Genomic DNA, 15,801 nt, shown 5'->3' with positions numbered 1-15,801 from the left:
ACATGAGTGGTTCAGCCTATCGATCTCTTGCCGCTCGCCAGCTGTCGCAACAGCGGAAGGTCCACTTTTTCCAGCCCGTCCACGGCCAGCACCCCCTCGCGCGCCATGCCGCCCGCGACCGACACCACCCGGCATCCGGCCGCGCGGGCCGCCGCGAGCCCGGTCGGGCTGTCCTCCACCGCCACGCACTCGCCGGGATCGACGCCCAGTTCGGCGGCCGCCCGCAGGTAGGGGTCTGGTAGCGGTTTGCCGCGCGTGGTGTCCTCGGCGGCCACGACCAGGGTGAACCGCTCGGCCCCGACGGTCTGGAGCACCATGTCCACGATGCGCCGGGGGGAGGCGCTGACCAGCGCCGCGGGCACGCCACCCGCACCCAGGTCGTCCAGCAGCCGGATCGCGCCGGGCAGCGGCGTCACCCCGTCCGCGATCCGCTCGGCGAAGGCGTCGGTGAGCCGCGCCCCCACCCGTTCGACGGTGTCCGCTCCACCGGGGAGCGCGGACACGTCGGGAGCGGTGGACGACGCGCGCCGTACCAGGTGGCCGGCCACGTACTCGACCGGGCGGCCGAGCACGTGGCCGGCGTCGGCCTCGGTCAGTTCCAGACCCGACTCCGCGGCGACCGCCGCGCATGCCTGCCACCACATTCCCTCGGTGTCCACGAGCGTGCCGTCCATGTCGAACAGGACGGCGCGGAGCTCACCCGACACCCGCGGGATCCTCCGACGCCTCGGACGCCTCCGGCCCCGATGACTCCGGGAGGGTGGGAGCGGGGGCGGTGCGCGCCGCGACGAGGACGGGTCGCTGCACGAGGGCGACGTCCACCCGGGTGCCCGGCGCCAGCCGCATCGCGTCGTGTCCCGGTACGTCGCTGAGGATCTCCAACTCGCCCAGCCGCACCCGCAGCCGCGCGACCGAGCCGCGGAAGGACGAGGCCACGACCGTGGCGCCCCCCTCGGAGGAGGGCGTGACCAGCACCGCCTCGGGGCGGACCAGCACGTCGACGTCGGAGGCGGAGGGCAGCGGGCCGTCCACCGGCATCAGCCGGCCCAGGACCGTGACCTCCTGACCGGACAGCCGGCCGGGGAGGTGGTTCATCGTGCCGACGAACTCCGCGACGAACGGGGTGGCGGGGCGGTCGTAGACCTCGGCCGGGGGACCGCACTGCTCCAGCCGCCCGGCGCGCAGCACCGCGACCCGGTCGGCGACCGACAGGGCCTCCTCCTGGTCGTGGGTGACGAAGATGGTGGTGATGCCCAGTTCGAGCTGGAGTCGGCGGATCTCCTCGCGAAGCGTGACCCGGACCTTGGCGTCCAGCGCGGACAGCGGCTCGTCGAGCAGCAGCACGCGCGGCTCCAGCGCCAGCGCCCTGGCCAGGGCGACGCGCTGCTGCTGGCCGCCGGAGAGCTCGTGCGGGTAGCGCTGGGCGTGCGCCGGCAGGCCGACCAGCTCCAGCAACTCGGCCGCCCGCGCGTGTCGTCTGGCGGTGGGCACCTTGCGGACCTGGAGCCCGAAGGCCACGTTGTCCCTGGCGTTGAGGTTGGGGAACAGGCTGTAGGACTGGAAGACCATGCCCGCGTCCCGCCGGTTGGCGGGGACCCGGGTGATGTCCTTGCCGTCCACCAGCACCGCCCCGGCGTCGGGGTGCTCGAACCCGGCGACGCAGCGCAGCGCCGTGGTCTTCCCGCAGCCCGACGGACCGAGCAGGGCCATCAGCTCGCCCTGCTCCACGGTGAGGTCCAGGCCGTCCAGCGCGACCGTACGGCCGAACGCGCGGCGCAGTCCTCGGAACTCGACGGTCACGAACGTTTCCTTCCCGCACCCGAGAGGGTGAGCAGCAGCAGCCAGATGAGGAGCAGACTGATGATCGACAGTGCCACGGAGAGCTGCCCGTCGTTCCCGGAGATGGTGACGATCCAGACCGGGAAGGTCTGGTAACCGAGCAGGGCGGCGACCGTGTACTCGCCGAGCACCAGCGCGAGGGTGAGGAACGAGGCGCTGGCGATGGCGGAGCGGATGTTGGGGATGATCACCCGAAACAGCACGTACGGCCACGAGGCGCCCAGGTTGCGGGCCGCCTCCACCAGGGTCCGCACGTCGATCGCGCGCAGCCCGGCGTCCAGCGACCGGTAGGCGAACGGCAGCGTCAGCACCACGTACGCCAGCACCAGGACGATCGGAAACCGCTCGTCCTGGATGGCGATCAGCGTCGCCCAGAGCGGTGTGGCGGCCAGCGCGTCGATGCCGCCGCGCAGCGCGGTGCTGATGCCGACCACGTAGGTGATCGGCGGCACGACCAGCGGGAGCGTGGCGATCAGCTCCAGTACCGACCCCAGCCTCGACGCGCCGAGCCGTACGGCCAGCATCGCCGGAAGGGTCAGCAGCAGCACCGTGACGATGGTGGCGGCGGCCAGCCCAAGGGAGAGCAGCAGGCTGGGCAGGAAGCCGGGCGCCGACAGGATCCGCCCGTAGGCGGCGAGCGAGAAGCCCTGCCCCTCGGAGTAGACGGTGAACCAGAACGACACGGCCATCGGCACGACGAAGTAGAGCGCCGCGACGACCAGCACGATCCCCCGCCAGGCCCGTCGCTGCCCGGGGCGGGCGGCGGGGACCGGGCCGCCGGGAGTGACGTCGGGCAGGGTGGCTACCGCAACCATCGGGAGCTCCTCCTCTGCAGCGGCAGGTAGACCGCCATCACCAGCAGCGCGATGACGATCATGTCGAGGCTCAGGGCGAGCGCGATGTTCTCGTAGCCGATGAGGACGTCACCGGTGAGCGCGTCGGCGATCTGCAGGGTGACCAGCGGGACCGTGCTGCCGACCATGGCGGCGGCGGTGGCGTAGGCGGCGAACGCGCCGCCGAACAGCAGGACGACGCCGCCGAGCAGCGCGGGGGTCAGCACCGGGATGCCGACATGGCGCCAGAACTGCCAGGTGGTGGCACCGCTGTTCTGCGCCGCCTCCCGCCACTGCGGGCGCAGGCCGTCCAGCGCCGGGGTCACCACCAGCACCATCAGCGGCACCGAGAAGTACAGGTAGACCAGGGCCAGGCCCCAGAAGTTGTACAGCGTGCCGGGGCCGATGCCCAGCGCGGTGGTGAGTACCCCCGAGTTGCCCAGGGTGGCGATCCAGATGAAGGCCAGCGGCACGCCGCCGAAGTTGGCCAGCACACCGGAGAAGGTCAGCACCGCCTCGCGCAGCGCCGTGAAGCGAGAGGTGATCACGGCCTGGGCCAGGAACGTCCCGAGGATCGCGGCGACCACCGCCACCACCGCCGACAGCTGAACGCTGCTGAGCAGGGCGTTGAGGTAGGCGCCCTGCAGGCTCCTGGACAGATTGGCGGTGCCGGTGGACGACACCCTGGTCGCCGGATCCCTGACGGTGAACGCCCCGACGAGCAGGGTGACCGCCGGGATGCCGAACGCCACGGTCACCACGACCAGCAGCGGCAGGGCGCCCAGCCAGTTCTTGGACCGGCCGTGGCCGCCGCGCGGGGCGGCGGCCGTGACCGTGCGGGCCGTCATCCCGAGACCGCGGCGCCCCAGCCGTTCGCCAGGACCTCCTTGGCCTTGTTGACCTGCGCCTCCGTCGGGAAGGTGGGCTCACCGTCGACCGGCGGGAGGTTGGCCTCGGCGGCCTTGTCGACCGAACCGTCGGCCTGCATGGCGGGCAGCAGGACCGGGCGGGCGAAGCCGCCGAGGTAGAGGTTCTGGCCCTCGGTGCTGTAGAGGAACTCCTGCCACAGGCGCGCGGCGGCCGGGTGCGGGGCGTCCTTGTTGATGGCCTGGGCGTACAGCTGGAAGTACTTGCCGTCGCTGGGGATGACGGTCTTCCAGTCGATGCCCTTCTCGGCCATCTTGGGGGCGTAGGCGGCGTTGTTGTAGTCCCAGTCGATGCTGATCTGGGTCTCGCCCTTCTCGATGGTGGCCGGGGTGGTCTCCACCGGGTTGAAGTTCCCGCTCTCCTTGAGTTTCTTGAAGAAGTCCAGGCCGGGCTGGATGTCGTCGAAGGAGCCGTTGTTCGCGAGGGCCGCCGCGTACACGCCCGCGAACGCCGAGCCGGACTTGGTCGGGTTGCCGTTCAGGGCGACCTTGCCCTTGTACTCGGGCTTGAGCAGGTCGGCGTAGGTCTCCGGGCACTTGTCGATCTTCTTGGCGTCACAGCCGATGGAGATGTAGCCGCCGTAGTCGTTGAACCAGAGGCCTGAGGGCTCCTTCTGGTTCTCGGGGATCTTGTCCCAGGTCTGGACCTTGTACGGCGCGAACAGGCCCTCGGCGGCGCCGCTGATCGCGAAGGACTGGCCGATGTCGAGAACGTCGGGGGCACGGTCCTGGCCCTTGCGGGTCTTCACCGCGTTGATCTCGTCGGCGCTGGCGGCGTCGGGCGTCTCACTCTCGATCTCGATGCCGTACTTCGCCTTGAACGCCTCGATGATCTTTCCGTAGTTGGCCCAGTCCGGCGGCAGGGCGATGACGTGGAGCTTGCCTTCCTTTTTGGCGGCCTCGACGAGTTTGTCCAGCCCGCCGAAGTCGGCCGCGGAGGTGGCGGTTCTGGCGTCCACGCCGGCCGCGGAGCCTCCGTCGGAGGCGGCTCCAGACGGGGTCGACGTGCCGGGGGCGGCCCCGCACGCGGTGGCTCCCACCAGGAGGAAAGCGGCCAGACCGGCAAGGCGAACTCGGGATGCGATCACTGTGTCTCCCAAGGGGGTGTCGCGCAATATTTCACGAAAGTAGACGAACTTGTACAAACAAGCTAGACCTCGTATGCCGTGACTACGTTGCTGTTTGGTGAACGCATGGAGTACGTGGGTGAAATGCGAAAATCGCCGCTATGTAGGTGATTAAGGGGTGTTTAGGGTGGAGGTCGGTCTTGCCGGTCGGTGCGCACAGCGAAGGAGCACACCCTCGTGCCCATCGTCGGGGACAGAGGCGGGAACAGAGGCGGGAACAGTGGTGGGAACAGCGGTGGGAACAGGGCCGGATGCGAGGACGGTTCCGGGAGGCGAGGCGAGGTTGCGCGGTCACCGGGCGTTCGCGGGTGTCCTGAAGGGGGCGCGGGGGTTGGAAGGCGCACGGGAAGGAATCCCGTCGTTCGGAGGCCCGGGAGAAAGGAGCCGGGCGTGACCTCCCGCTACCTGGGCATCGCGGAGAGGCTGCGCGACGCGATCATGCGAGGCGAGTACGCCGTGGGGGCCCAGCTGCCCTCGGAGGCCGAGTTGGCCACCCGCTTCGCGGCCTCCCGGGGCACGGTCCGCCAGGCCGTCGCGGTGCTCGCCACCGAGGGCCTGGTCGGTTCCCGGCAGGGGGCCAGGCGCATCGTGCTCGGCCGCGAGCGCAGCCAGAGCTTCGCCGAGCTGCACAGCTTCGCCCAGTGGGCGCGGGCGATGGGCTACCGGGTCAGCGGGCAGGTGCTGCAACAGTGTCGCAGGGGCGCCGGCGCCACCGAGGCGGCCCGGCTGGCGATCCGGCCGGGCGAACCGGTGCTGTCGGTGCTGCGGTTGCGTTCCCTGGAAGGCGAGCCGGTGATGCTGGAGCGCACGACCTACGCCGGGTGGATCGCCCCGGCCGTCGAGCGGATCGAACCCGGCTGCGAGTCGATCACCCAGGCCCTCTACGACAGTGTCGGCCTCGTCTTCGCCTACGGCGAGCACCTCATCGACGCGGTGGCCGCCGGCGTGCAGGACTCCAGGCTGCTGGCCGTGCGCAGGGGCAGCCCGCTGCTGCGTCAGCGCCGGGTCACCACCACCCACGAGGGCCGGCCCGTCGAGTGGTCCGACGACCGCTACCGCGCGGGCAGCGTGACCTTCAGCATCCGCAACTCGGTGGACGCCAACCCGCTGGTACGGCGAATGGGCGACTTGCGTCCGGCTCGATGAGAACGTATGTCCGACACGGCAGGCCCGTTTTCCCCCGGGCACTCATCCGAAGCCGCGGGGAGAAGAGGCGTCTTGAACCGACTCTACGGCGACCCTGTCGAGGTGTGGACCCGAGAGGGACGGCCCGTCCAGTTCGTCTGGCGTGATCAGCTCTACACGGTTCACCGGATCCTCGACCACTGGGTTGTCGCGCGTGAGTGGTGGAAGGTCTCCGACAGTGATCCGGGCGAGCGCCGGTTCTGGCGGGCCGAAGCCGCCACCGATGGCCTGCTCGGCACCTACGAGCTCCGGTTCGACACCGCGGGCGAGGGCTGGCTGCTGATCAGGGCCTGGGACTGACTCCCAGGCCGCGGCCACGCTCCAGGACCCCGCCCCGCCCTGGCGTCCGGCACGTTCCGGATGGTTCACCGGGCTCCGGCGCCGGTGCCTGGCACCCGCGGTCTGGACCCCGGTGATCTGCCGGACCGTCGCCGCGCAGAGCAGTGCGGCGACCGTGACGGCGGTCAGCTCGGGCGGGCCGAAACCGGTCAGGCCGGTGCTCGGCTGGGACACGCCCGGCCAGAGCCGTACCAGCACCACTGTGAGCGCGACCAACCAGCTCAGCCACCAGGCGGCGAGCAGCACCCGCCAGCGCGGTCGGCGGTCGGCCGGCGGACGGGAGGACCGCCACAGCCGGTCGACCAGCACGACGGGGGCGACGAGGTTGACCACCGGCACGAACCAGCTCGCCAGGGCGGCGACCACCGCGCGCCGGTCGGCACACCGCTGGGCGCGGAGCAGCCAGTTCAGGTACGCGACGACGGTGGCGATCGCGGCCGCGGTGAAGAAAATGATCAGGATGGCGAAGATTGTCACCGCGCCGAAGATCGCGTCGGCACCGGGGGCGTGGGGGTCGCCGCCGAGTTTCGAGATCTCCAGGACGAGGCGCCGGCCACGGGCCTGTTCGAACACCGCCAGGGCGGCGGTCGCGATCACCAGGGCGGTGAGGGTGAAGTAGACGGCCGAAGCCGACCTTTTCTGTAGAGATGGGATAGAGCGCATGTATATCTCCCCCCGCCATGCGCTGAGGACCTGTCCTTTTTCTATCCCGTCAGCCCTTTCGCTAATCAGCCAACTCGGACCACTCTGTCCACTTGGCCACCTCGGTTCGCTCAGTTCACGGTGCCCGATTCCCAGGCCCACGCGGCGATCTCCACCCGGTTTCTGGCGCCGAGCTTCGCCTGGATGCTTCCCAGGTGCGTCTTCACCGTCGACAGCGAGACGAACAGCTCGGCGGCGACCTCCTGATTGGTCCGTCCCCTGGCGACCAGGCGTACGACGTCCAGCTCGCGCTCGGTGAGGGGCTCGCGGGGCGGCCGCAGCGCACCGGCCCGCGGGTGGGCCAGGTGTTCGAGCAGGCGTACGGTCACCGAGGGCGACACCAGCGCGTCCCCCGCCGCCGCGGCCCGGATCGCCTCGATGAGCAGGGTCGGCCCGCTGTCCTTGAGCAGGAAACCGGTCGCTCCGGCGCGCAGCGCTCCGTAGACGTACTCGTCCAGGTCGAAGGTCGTGACGATGACCACCTTCATCGGGTTGGGCACCCCCGGTCCGGCCAGGAGGCGGGTGGCCTCCAGGCCGTCCAGCTTGGGCATCCGGATGTCCAGCAGGCAGACGTCGGGCCGCAGCCTCCGGGCCAGCTCGACGGCCTCGGCTCCGTTGGCGGCCGTTGCCAGGACCTCCATGTCCTGCTGGGCGTCCAGAATCATCTGGAAGCCGGTCCGCACCAGTTCCTGGTCGTCAGCGATGAGCACCCGAATCGTCACCCGATGGATTCTGCCAGCCCGGTGCCGGGCAACGGTCCGGCATTCACTGACAAACCTGGCCGGCGGCGGGCGGGTCCGGCTTTCGGCACAGGGTGCCCGGCGGAGGGTACGGCCGGTGGACGAGTCCGCGCGAGCACCATGGGGGTCGGGCGCGCCGGATGTTTTTTCGCCCCGCCGGTGATCGGGGCGCACGGAAAGGCACTACTGGGTGTGGATGATCCAGAAGCGCGATTCACCGCGCTGTACGACCGGCACTATCGCAGCGTGCTCGGCTACGCGCTGCTCCGTGCCGAACGGCAGGAGGCCGAGGACGTCGCGAGCGAGACGTTCCTGATCGCCTGGCGGCAGCTGGAACGCCTGCCCGAGCCTCCGCTGCCGTGGTTGCTCGGCACCGCCCGCAACCTGCTGCGCGCGCAGCGGCGTTCCGGGCTGCGGAAGCGGGCACTGGCCGACCGGCTGGCCGAACTGGCCCCGGCGGGCGATGTGGCCGATCAGGTCGCCGAGCGCGAGGTCGCGCTGGCGGCGCTCGCCGACCTGTCCGAGCAGGACGTCGAGGCCGTGGTCCTGGCCAGCTGGTACGGCCTTGCCCCGGCCGATGCCGCCAGGCTCGCCGGATGCTCGACCCGCGCGTTCACGGTCCGCCTGTACCGCGCCCGCCGCCGCCTGTCCCAGGCGCTCGACCTCACCTCACCAATCCCCTGCGGCACCGCGCCGCGTCCCACCCCGGGTTCCGGGCCTGGGGTCTCCGAGCTGGAGGTATCAGATGAACGACGTTGACGAGCGGGTCCGCGCGCTACGCCCGGACGCCCTCACCGAGGACGCCTACCGGCGCCGCCGCGAGGCGGACCTCGCCCGTGCCTTCGCGGAGTCCAGGCCCCGGCCCCGCTCCGTGTTCCGTCCCACCTTCCGTCCGGGGTTCCGGCTCACCCCGAAGGTCGCCCTGGTCGGCGCCCTCGTCGGGCTGGCCGCGGCGGTGACGGTGCCGGCCGTCGTGACGGGGACGATCGGGTTGCGGGGACCGGGCGGCGGCCGGACCGCCGAGCTCGTCGCCCCGCTCTCCGGCTCCGCCTCCACGCCCGGCACACCGGTGGTCACGCTCGACGCCCGGTCGTTCCTGCTGGCGGGCGCGGAGACGGCGGCGCGTGAGGTCGTCCCGAAGGGCCGGTACTGGTTCGAGCGCAGCCGGACCTTCGAGCCGGTCGGGGCCGGCGCGGTCGTCGCCCACACCGACGAGATCTGGTCCGACGGCCGAAAGGGGCGGAGCTCGTCCAATCAGGACGTCAAGATCACCTTCGAGACCTCCTCCGACGAGGCGGCGTGGAAGGCCAAGGGATCCCCGTCCCTGTGGCCCTCCCCTGAGACCAGTGACTTCGCCATGATCCTGCAAATAAGGCTCGGTGCCAAGACACTGACCGTGGGGGAGGAGCAGAAGCTGCCCGGCGACGTCGAGGGACTTGAGCGCTGGCTCCGCTCGGCGCACCGCGAGGGAGCGTTCGCGGACTTCGTCTTCGAGGGCGCGCGTCACCTGCTGTCCATGCCGACGAGCGCGGCCACCCGTGCCTCGATGCTGCGCATCCTGGCCGACCAGCCGGGACTCGTGCTGAAGCGGGACGTCCTTGACCCGCTCGGCCGCAAGGGCACCGCGGTCACCACCGCCAACGGCCACCACACCCTGGTCATCGACGAGTCGGGGGCGCGCCTGCTGGCCTTCCGCTACGACGGCCCGGACGAGAAGCCCCAGGCGGGCACCGCCAACTCCGTGTTCGTCCCCATCCGCAAGGGCTTCAAGGTCGCCTACGAGGGCTCCGGCTGGGTCGGGGAGCTCGGCGCCAGGAAGTGATCTTTCGCCCCGCCGTCCAGGAGGGGGGCGGGGCACCCGCCGGATCCGGGCCACTCCTGCGAGGGCGGGGTGGGCCGGCCCAAGATGTCAGCCCAGGACCAGGTCTCTGATCGTCCGCAGGGAGGCCTCGTCGCGGGGGCCCATCACCAGGAGGTTGCTCACCGGGCTCTTGCGCCACAGCTCCAGGCGTTCGCGGATGCGGCCCACCGGGCCGACCAGGGAGATACCGTCGGCCAGCTCGTCGGGGATCGCGTTGAACGCCTCGCCCCTGCGCCCGGCCAGGTAGAGCGCCTGGATCTCCTCGGCGGCCTCGGCGTAGCCCATCCTGCCGATGATGTCGGCGTGGAAGTTGCGGCTCTTGGCGCCCATGCCGCCGATGTAGAGGGTCAGCATCATCTTCACCCCGTCCAGCGCCGCTTGGACGTCGTCGGTGATCAGTGTCATGACCATGGCGGCGATGTCGAAGTCAGGCCCGGCACCGGCGAGCGAGGGGCCGTACATCCGCTCGATCTTCTCGGGGAACACGAAGAGCGGCAGCCAGCCGTCGGCGATCTCGGCGGCGAGCGCGACGTTCTTCGGGCCCTCCGCGCCGAGATAGAGGGGGATCTCGCCGCGGAGCGGGTGGGTGATCAGCTTCAGCGGCTTGCCGAGGTTCGCGCCGCCCGGGTAGGGCAGGGGGTAGTGCTCGCCGTCACTGGTCACCGGCTCCTCGCGGCGCCAGACCTTGCGCATGATCTCGACGTACTCGCGGGTGCGGGCCAGCGGCTTGGGGAACGGCCGGCCGTACCAGCCCTCGACCACCTGGGGGCCGGACGCGCCGATGCCGAGCAGCAGCCGCCCGCCGGTGAGGTGATCGAGGGTCATCGCGGTCATCGCGGTCGCGGCCGGAGTCCTGGCGGAGATCTGCACCACCGATGTGCCCAGTTTGATGCGGGACGTCCGCGCGCCGTACCAGGCCAGCGGGGTGAAGGCGTCGCTACCGTAGGCTTCCGCGGTCCAAACGGACTCGTACCCCAGCCGTTCCGCGGTCTGGACGAGTTCGGTGGCGTCGTCGGCGTCGCGTTGCCAGTAGCCGAGGTTCAGGCCGAGTTTCAGGTCGGTACTCACCGAGTCTCCTCGCGACGTAAGGCCGGACACGCTCCGCAATTAGAACACGTTCTACATTGGTCGGTCGAGTGTGAGGTGTCGAAATTCGGTCTCCCGGGAAGCGTCCATCTGTGCTCTATGCAGCTCGCAAGCTCCTCTCCCTGATCTTTCTCCTTGCCATCGCCGTCACGGGAGCGATCCCGGCCGTGGCGCACGCGGCGGGGCGGCCCAACATCGTGCTGGTCCTCGTTGACGACCTGGATGCGGGGGATCTCCAGAAATTTCCCAACATCTCAAACCTCCTTGCCAGGAGCGGCACCAGCTTTGACAGGTTCTTCGTGCCGAACTCCTGGTGCTGCCCGTCACGCGCGTCGATCATGCGCTCCCAGTACGTGCACAGCCACGGAGTGCTGACCAACACCGCCCCGGAGGGCGGCTTCACCAAGTACTACACAACCGGTCTGGAACGTTCCACCCTCGGGACCTGGATGAAGTCGGCCGGATACCGCACCGGCCTGATGGGCAAGTACCTCAACCACTACCCCGGTGGCGCCACCGCCGCCACCTACGTGCCACCTGGCTGGGACGAGTGGGACGTGCCGGTGCGCAGGCTCTACGAGGAGTACGGCTACACGCTCAACGAGAACGGCGCGCTGCGGCCCTACGGCTTCGCGCCGGAGGACTACCTGGCCGACGTGCTCAGTGCGAAGGCGGGGGCGTTCGTCTCCCAGCCGGACGACGACCCGTTCTTCCTCTACCTCGCCCCGATCGCCCCGCACAACCCGGCCAACTACGCCCCCCGGCACGAGGCCGCCTTCGCCGGAGCGGTGGCCCCGCGCACCCCGTCCTTCAACCAGCCGGACGTCAGTGCCGAGCCACTCTGGCTCAGGTCGCTCCCGCAGTTCGACGTCAGGAAGGTCCAGAAGATCGACCGGCACTACCGCGACCGGCTCCGGGCGATGCTCGGCGTGGACGACATGGTGGGTGCCCTGGTCGAGTCCCTCAGGGTCTCCGGCAAGCTGGATGAAACGTATATCTTTTTCGCCTCCGATAACGGGTTCCACCAGGGCCAGCACCGGCTCGCCCAGGGCAAGACCACCCCCTTCGACGAGTCGATCAAGGTGCCGCTCCTGGTCCGCGGCCCCGGTGTGCCGGCGGGCCACGTCGTCGGCGACATGGCCTCCACGGTGGACCTGGCCCCGACGTTCGCCCAGCTGGCCGGTGTCACGCTCCCCGACTTCGTCGAGGGCCGCTCCCTGCTGCCGCTCCTGCGCGGCAGCACGCCGCCCTCGTGGCGCCAGAACGTGCTGCTGGAGTTTAACCGCCCGACGGACCCGGGCTCGGCCCGCCAGACTCCGGTCCCGGCCTACCAGGGCATGCGGACCGCCTGGCACACCTTCGTCCGCTACTCAACCGGCGAGTACCAGCTCTACGACCTCGCCGCGGATCCCTACCAGCTCCGCAACATCGCCGCCGAGACCCCGCTCTCCGTGATCGCCCAGTTCAACCAGCAGCTCGACGCACTGGTCTCCTGCTCGGGCGCCACCTGCAGGTCAGCCGACTCGGTCAAGCCGCCCGTGCTGCCCGTCCGGCCCCTCTTCCTCGGTCCGTGGGGGCCGTGAGATGCCGGGGTAGGCCCTCAGCAGGTGGGCCTCGACGGCGGCGGCGGCCCCCGCCGCGTCGCCGGCGACGATGGCCCGGTGGATCCGATGATGATCGGCCATCAGCCCTGCCGTGTCGCCGAGGCGCTCGACCGCGCCGACCGCGTAGCGGCGGAGCGAGTCACGCAGCGAGAGCATCATGGCGGTGGTCAGCCTGTTGCCCGACGCCTCGGCGATGGCCACGTGGAAGGCCGTGTCGTGCTCGACGAACTCCTCCGCGCTCGTCGAGGCGTCCATCCTCTCCAGCGCGGCGGTCAGGGCCGACAGGTCCGCCCGCTGTGCGGCGGCGTGCGCGGCGGACCACTGTTCGATCATCAGCCGGGCGTCGACGACCTCCGCCAGCGACAGGTTCGACAGCCCGAGGTGGAGTCTGAGCAGGTCGCTCAGGGCGTCCGCGGGCCTGGAGATGAGGCAGGCCCCCGCATCCGCCCCCCGCCCGACCTGCGACGACACCACGCCCAGCGTCTCCAGAACCCGCATCGCCTCGCGTACGGACGACCGGCTCACCCGCAGTTGCTCGGCGAGTTGCCGCTCGCCGGGCAGGCGGTCGCCGACCGTGAGCCCGTCGTCCGCGATGCGCCGCTCGATCTGGGCGATCACGTCCTCGAACGCCCGGGTGCGCCGGACCGGCTGCCAACCGCTCAAGGGGGGCCTCCTTGTGAGGGAATATGGTCAGACCATACTATGGTCTGACCATATAGCGTAAAGGAGTGCCGTGCGCGTCGCCCTGTTCATCACCTGCGTGAACGACACGCTCTTTCCCGGCACCGGGCGGGCGGTCGTCACGCTGCTGCGCCGCCTCGGGTGTGACGTCGAGTTCCCGCGGGCGCAGACCTGCTGTGGCCAGATGCACGTCAACACGGGGTACCCCGAGGAGGGCAGGCGGCTCGCGCGGCACTTCGTGGACGTCTTCGCCGAGTACGACGCGGTCGTCGCGCCGTCCGGGTCGTGCGCCGCGATGGTCCGCGAGCAGTACCCGCGTCTCGCCCGCACCCCGGCCGCCGCCGGGGCTCCCGCGGGGGAGGGGCCTCCGCCCGGCTCGTTCGCTGCGGAGGTGGCCGAGACGGTGCCGAAGGTCTACGAACTCTCGGAGTTCCTCGTCGACGTCCTCGGCGTCACCGATGTCGGCGCCTACTTCCCGCACCGGGTGACCTACCACCCGACCTGCCACTCGCTGCGCGGCCTCCACTTGGAAGACCGGCCCACCCGCCTGCTTGAGCAGGTCAGGGGCCTGGAGTTGGTCCCGCTCCCCGGAGCGGACGAGTGCTGCGGCTTCGGCGGCACCTTCGCGCTGAAGAACCCGGCGATCTCCGCCGCCATGTGCGCGGACAAGGTGCACAACGTCACGACCACCGGTGCCGAGGTGCTGTGCGCCGCCGACAACTCCTGCCTGATGCACATCGGCGGCACCCTCGTACGCCAGCGCGCCGGTGTACGGATCATGCACCTCGCCGAGATCCTCGCCGCCACGGAGAGCGGCGACGACAGGACGGTGCGCGGATGAACGGGGACGCCACGTTCCTCGGCATGCCGGCCTTCCCCGCGAACGCCGCGGTCGCCGTGCGGGACTCGCAGCTCAGGTACAACCTGCGCAAGGCCACCCACACGATCCGCGGCAAGCGGGCCGCGGCGGTCGGCGAGCTGCCCGACTGGGCCGAGCTCCGCCGGGCGGGCAAGGAGATCAAGGACCACACCCTGCGCAACCTGGAGCGCTACCTGGTGCGCATGGAGGAGGCGGTCACCGCTGCGGGCGGCCACGTTCACTGGGCGGCCGATGCCGCGGAGGCCAACCGGATCGTCGCCGACCTGGTCAAGGCCACCGGCGAGACCAGCGTGGTCAAGGTCAAGTCGATGGCGACCCAGGAGATCGGCCTCAACGAGGCACTCGAACTGGAGGGCATCACCGCGTACGAGACCGACCTCGCCGAGCTGATCGTCCAGCTCGGCGACGACCGGCCCTCGCACATCCTGGTCCCGGCGATCCACCGCAACCGCGCGGAGATCCGCGAGATCTTCCGGGAGAGGATGGCCGACTGGGGGCGTGCCGCGCCGGAGGACCTGACGGACGACCCCCGGGCCCTCGCCGAGGCCGCCCGGCTCCACCTGCGCGAGCGCTTCCTCTCCACCAGGGTCGCGATCTCCGGTGCCAACTTCATGATCGCCGATACCGGCACGCTGGTGGTGCTGGAGTCCGAGGGCAACGGGCGGATGTGCCTCACCCTGCCCGAGACGCTGATCAGCGTGGTCGGTATCGAGAAGCTGCTGCCCAGCTGGCAGGACCTGGAGGTCTTCCTCCAGTTGCTGCCCAGGAGCTCCACCGGCGAGCGGATGAACCCCTACACCTCCACCTGGACCGGCGCGGTCGAGGGGCAGGAGTTCCACCTGGTACTGCTCGACAACGGCCGGACGAACGTGCTGGCGGACGAGATCGGCCGTCAGGCACTGCGCTGCATCCGCTGCTCGGCCTGCCTGAACGTCTGCCCGGTCTACGAGCGGGCCGGAGGCCACGCGTACGGCTCGGTCTATCCGGGACCGATCGGTGCGATCCTCACCCCGCAGCTGCGCGGCACCGCCTCGAAGCTGGACGCGTCGCTGCCGTACGCCTCGACCCTCTGCGGCGCCTGCTTCGACGCCTGCCCGGTCGCGATCGACATTCCCGAGGTCCTGGTCCATCTGCGTGGCAAGGTCCGCCACGCGCGCGTCGAGCGCCTGGGCATGCGTGCCGCCGGGTGGGTGTTCAACCGCCCCGCGCGGCTGGCCCGCGCCCAGCGGCTCGGCGGCCGCCTGCGCAGGTTCGTCCCCGGACGCCTGCCGGGCCCGCTGTCGGCCTGGACCGACACGCGTGACATTCCCGATATTCCTCCCGAGTCATTCCGTGACTGGTGGGACCGTACAGACGGAGGCGTCCAATGACCGCTGCGGGCAGCAGGGAGCTGATCCTGTCGCGGATCCGCTCCGCGGTGGCCGGAGCCGGCGAGGTCGAGATCACCCGTGCCTACCGAACCTCACCGGACCCGGTCCGCGCGACGGGCCTGGTGGAACTGCTCGCCGAGCGGGTGGCCGACTACCGGGCCGTCGTGCACGTGGTGGACGAGGGGGAGGCGGTCGCGACGATCGCGGCGGCACTGGCCCGCCGGGGCGCCACCCGGCTGGTCGTCCCCGAAGGGCTGCCACCCGAGTGGGTCCCCGGAGAACCGGTCACCGACGATCCGCCGCTGAGCGCGGCCGAGCTGGACGGGGTGGACGGTGTCGTCACCGGGTGCGCCGTGGCGATCGCGGAGACCGGCACGATCGTGCTGGACGCCGGCCCCGGGCAGGGGCGCCGGGCGCTGACCCTGGTACCGGACTACCACCTGTGCGTCGTGCGTGCCGGGCAGATCGTGGCCGGTGTTCCCGAGGCCGTCGGCAGGCTCGACCCGTCCAGGCCGCTGACCTGGATCAGCGGTCCCTCCGCGACCAGCGACATCGAGCTGAACCGGGTGGAGGGCGTGCACGGCCCGCGCGCGCTGGAGGTCGTCGTCATCCGCTGACCCCGGCAGAG

Annotated in this window: 16 protein-coding genes and 1 pseudogene; 8 read left to right on the top strand and 9 right to left on the bottom strand. The window is 70.8% G+C overall.

All coding sequences use genetic code 11. The features are described 5' to 3' along the window. Nucleotides 1-11 precede the first annotated feature (11 nt). The 5 genes from IG98_RS0127185 to IG98_RS0127165 are packed head-to-tail and all read right to left on the bottom strand — an operon-like array spanning nt 12 to nt 4,686. Entirely contained in the window at nt 12-707 is a 696-nt protein-coding gene (locus tag IG98_RS0127185) for an HAD family hydrolase (RefSeq protein WP_157594535.1), read from the bottom strand. Beyond that, nucleotides 697-1,800, bottom strand: coding sequence for an ABC transporter ATP-binding protein (locus IG98_RS0127180; RefSeq protein WP_157594534.1), 1,104 nt, complete (start codon nt 1,798-1,800; stop codon nt 697-699). Before IG98_RS0127180 ends, IG98_RS0127185 begins: the two co-directional genes overlap by 11 nt. Beyond that, nucleotides 1,797-2,654 (bottom strand): ABC transporter permease, encoded by an 858-nt coding sequence (locus IG98_RS0127175; RefSeq protein WP_030918041.1) that lies wholly within the window; start codon nt 2,652-2,654, stop codon nt 1,797-1,799. The genes IG98_RS0127180 and IG98_RS0127175 overlap by 4 nt, the downstream gene beginning before the upstream one ends. After that, nucleotides 2,642-3,520, bottom strand: a complete 879-nt coding sequence (locus tag IG98_RS0127170; RefSeq protein WP_030918038.1) for an ABC transporter permease — start codon at nt 3,518-3,520, stop codon at nt 2,642-2,644. The genes IG98_RS0127175 and IG98_RS0127170 overlap by 13 nt, the downstream gene beginning before the upstream one ends. After that, complete coding sequence (locus tag IG98_RS0127165) at nt 3,517-4,686, bottom strand: ABC transporter substrate-binding protein (protein ID WP_030918033.1); 1,170 nt, start codon at nt 4,684-4,686, stop codon at nt 3,517-3,519. The genes IG98_RS0127170 and IG98_RS0127165 overlap by 4 nt, the downstream gene beginning before the upstream one ends. A 429-nt stretch (nt 4,687-5,115) precedes the next feature. Between IG98_RS0127165 and IG98_RS0127160 the strand changes: the two genes are divergently transcribed. Further along, the gene (locus IG98_RS0127160) at nt 5,116-5,871 is read left to right on the top strand and encodes a GntR family transcriptional regulator (RefSeq protein ID WP_030918030.1); all 756 of its coding nucleotides are present in this window, start codon (nt 5,116-5,118) and stop codon (nt 5,869-5,871) included. Nucleotides 5,872-5,877: 6 nt separating this feature from the next. Continuing rightward, the gene (locus IG98_RS53535) at nt 5,878-6,210 is read left to right on the top strand and encodes a DUF6504 family protein (protein WP_342666849.1); all 333 of its coding nucleotides are present in this window, start codon (nt 5,878-5,880) and stop codon (nt 6,208-6,210) included. Between the two features lie 123 nt (nt 6,211-6,333). Here IG98_RS53535 and IG98_RS49070 read toward each other — a convergent pair. Then, nucleotides 6,334-6,912: pseudogene (locus IG98_RS49070) on the bottom strand (DUF4328 domain-containing protein); the annotation flags it as partial. 110 nt (nt 6,913-7,022) lie between these two features. Then, on the bottom strand, nt 7,023-7,673 hold the full coding sequence (locus tag IG98_RS0127150) for a response regulator (RefSeq protein ID WP_030918024.1): 651 nt from the start codon (nt 7,671-7,673) through the stop codon (nt 7,023-7,025). Between the two features lie 210 nt (nt 7,674-7,883). Between IG98_RS0127150 and IG98_RS0127145 the strand changes: the two genes are divergently transcribed. Both IG98_RS0127145 and IG98_RS0127140 read left to right on the top strand, forming a co-directional pair. Next, complete coding sequence (locus IG98_RS0127145; RefSeq protein ID WP_030918021.1) at nt 7,884-8,450, top strand: RNA polymerase sigma factor; 567 nt, start codon at nt 7,884-7,886, stop codon at nt 8,448-8,450. After that, nucleotides 8,437-9,513: a hypothetical protein gene (locus tag IG98_RS0127140; RefSeq protein ID WP_030918018.1), complete on the top strand. Its 1,077-nt coding sequence runs from the start codon at nt 8,437-8,439 to the stop codon at nt 9,511-9,513. Before IG98_RS0127145 ends, IG98_RS0127140 begins: the two co-directional genes overlap by 14 nt. Before the next feature lie 87 nt (nt 9,514-9,600). Here IG98_RS0127140 and IG98_RS0127135 read toward each other — a convergent pair whose 3' ends face one another. Beyond that, on the bottom strand, nt 9,601-10,620 hold the full coding sequence (locus IG98_RS0127135; protein ID WP_030918013.1) for an LLM class F420-dependent oxidoreductase: 1,020 nt from the start codon (nt 10,618-10,620) through the stop codon (nt 9,601-9,603). A gap of 110 nt (nt 10,621-10,730) precedes the next feature. On the opposite strand from IG98_RS0127135, the gene IG98_RS0127130 reads away from it, so the two are divergent. After that, complete coding sequence (locus IG98_RS0127130) at nt 10,731-12,221, top strand: sulfatase family protein (RefSeq protein WP_051752982.1); 1,491 nt, start codon at nt 10,731-10,733, stop codon at nt 12,219-12,221. On the opposite strand, the gene IG98_RS0127125 is transcribed toward IG98_RS0127130, so the two are convergent. Beyond that, complete coding sequence (locus IG98_RS0127125; RefSeq protein WP_063766296.1) at nt 12,153-12,905, bottom strand: FadR/GntR family transcriptional regulator; 753 nt, start codon at nt 12,903-12,905, stop codon at nt 12,153-12,155. The two genes, IG98_RS0127130 and IG98_RS0127125, sit on opposite strands and share 69 nt — an antisense overlap. Nucleotides 12,906-12,975: 70 nt before the next feature. On the opposite strand from IG98_RS0127125, the gene IG98_RS0127120 reads away from it, so the two are divergent. The 3 genes from IG98_RS0127120 to IG98_RS0127110 are packed head-to-tail and all read left to right on the top strand — an operon-like array spanning nt 12,976 to nt 15,790. Next, complete coding sequence (locus tag IG98_RS0127120) at nt 12,976-13,764, top strand: (Fe-S)-binding protein (protein WP_030918000.1); 789 nt, start codon at nt 12,976-12,978, stop codon at nt 13,762-13,764. Further along, a complete protein-coding gene (locus IG98_RS0127115; protein WP_030917997.1) occupies nt 13,761-15,173 on the top strand; it encodes a lactate utilization protein B in 1,413 nt (470 codons plus the stop codon). Before IG98_RS0127120 ends, IG98_RS0127115 begins: the two co-directional genes overlap by 4 nt. Then, nucleotides 15,170-15,790, top strand: coding sequence for a LutC/YkgG family protein (locus IG98_RS0127110; RefSeq protein ID WP_030917994.1), 621 nt, complete (start codon nt 15,170-15,172; stop codon nt 15,788-15,790). Before IG98_RS0127115 ends, IG98_RS0127110 begins: the two co-directional genes overlap by 4 nt. Nucleotides 15,791-15,801: the final 11 nt, after the last annotated feature.

This window comes from Streptosporangium amethystogenes (assembly GCF_000721075.1).
Taxonomy (GTDB): Bacteria; Actinomycetota; Actinomycetes; order Streptosporangiales; family Streptosporangiaceae; genus Streptosporangium; species Streptosporangium amethystogenes.
Note: the sequence above shows the minus strand (reverse complement) of the source record. Positions and strands in the feature narration are given on the sequence as shown.

What these genes read in the sequence shown, in the direction of transcription:
- IG98_RS0127115 (WP_030917997.1), top strand. Translation starts at nt 13,761, where the DNA reads ATGAACGGGGACGCCACGTTCCTCGGCATGCCGGCCTTCCCCGCGAAC.
- IG98_RS0127140 (WP_030918018.1), top strand. Translation starts at nt 8,437, where the DNA reads ATGAACGACGTTGACGAGCGGGTCCGCGCGCTACGCCCGGACGCCCTC.
- IG98_RS0127175 (WP_030918041.1), bottom strand. Translation starts at nt 2,654, where the DNA reads ATGGTTGCGGTAGCCACCCTGCCCGACGTCACTCCCGGCGGCCCGGTC.
- IG98_RS0127110 (WP_030917994.1), top strand. Translation starts at nt 15,170, where the DNA reads ATGACCGCTGCGGGCAGCAGGGAGCTGATCCTGTCGCGGATCCGCTCC.
- IG98_RS53535 (WP_342666849.1), top strand. Translation starts at nt 5,878, where the DNA reads ATGTCCGACACGGCAGGCCCGTTTTCCCCCGGGCACTCATCCGAAGCC.
- IG98_RS0127170 (WP_030918038.1), bottom strand. Translation starts at nt 3,520, where the DNA reads ATGACGGCCCGCACGGTCACGGCCGCCGCCCCGCGCGGCGGCCACGGC.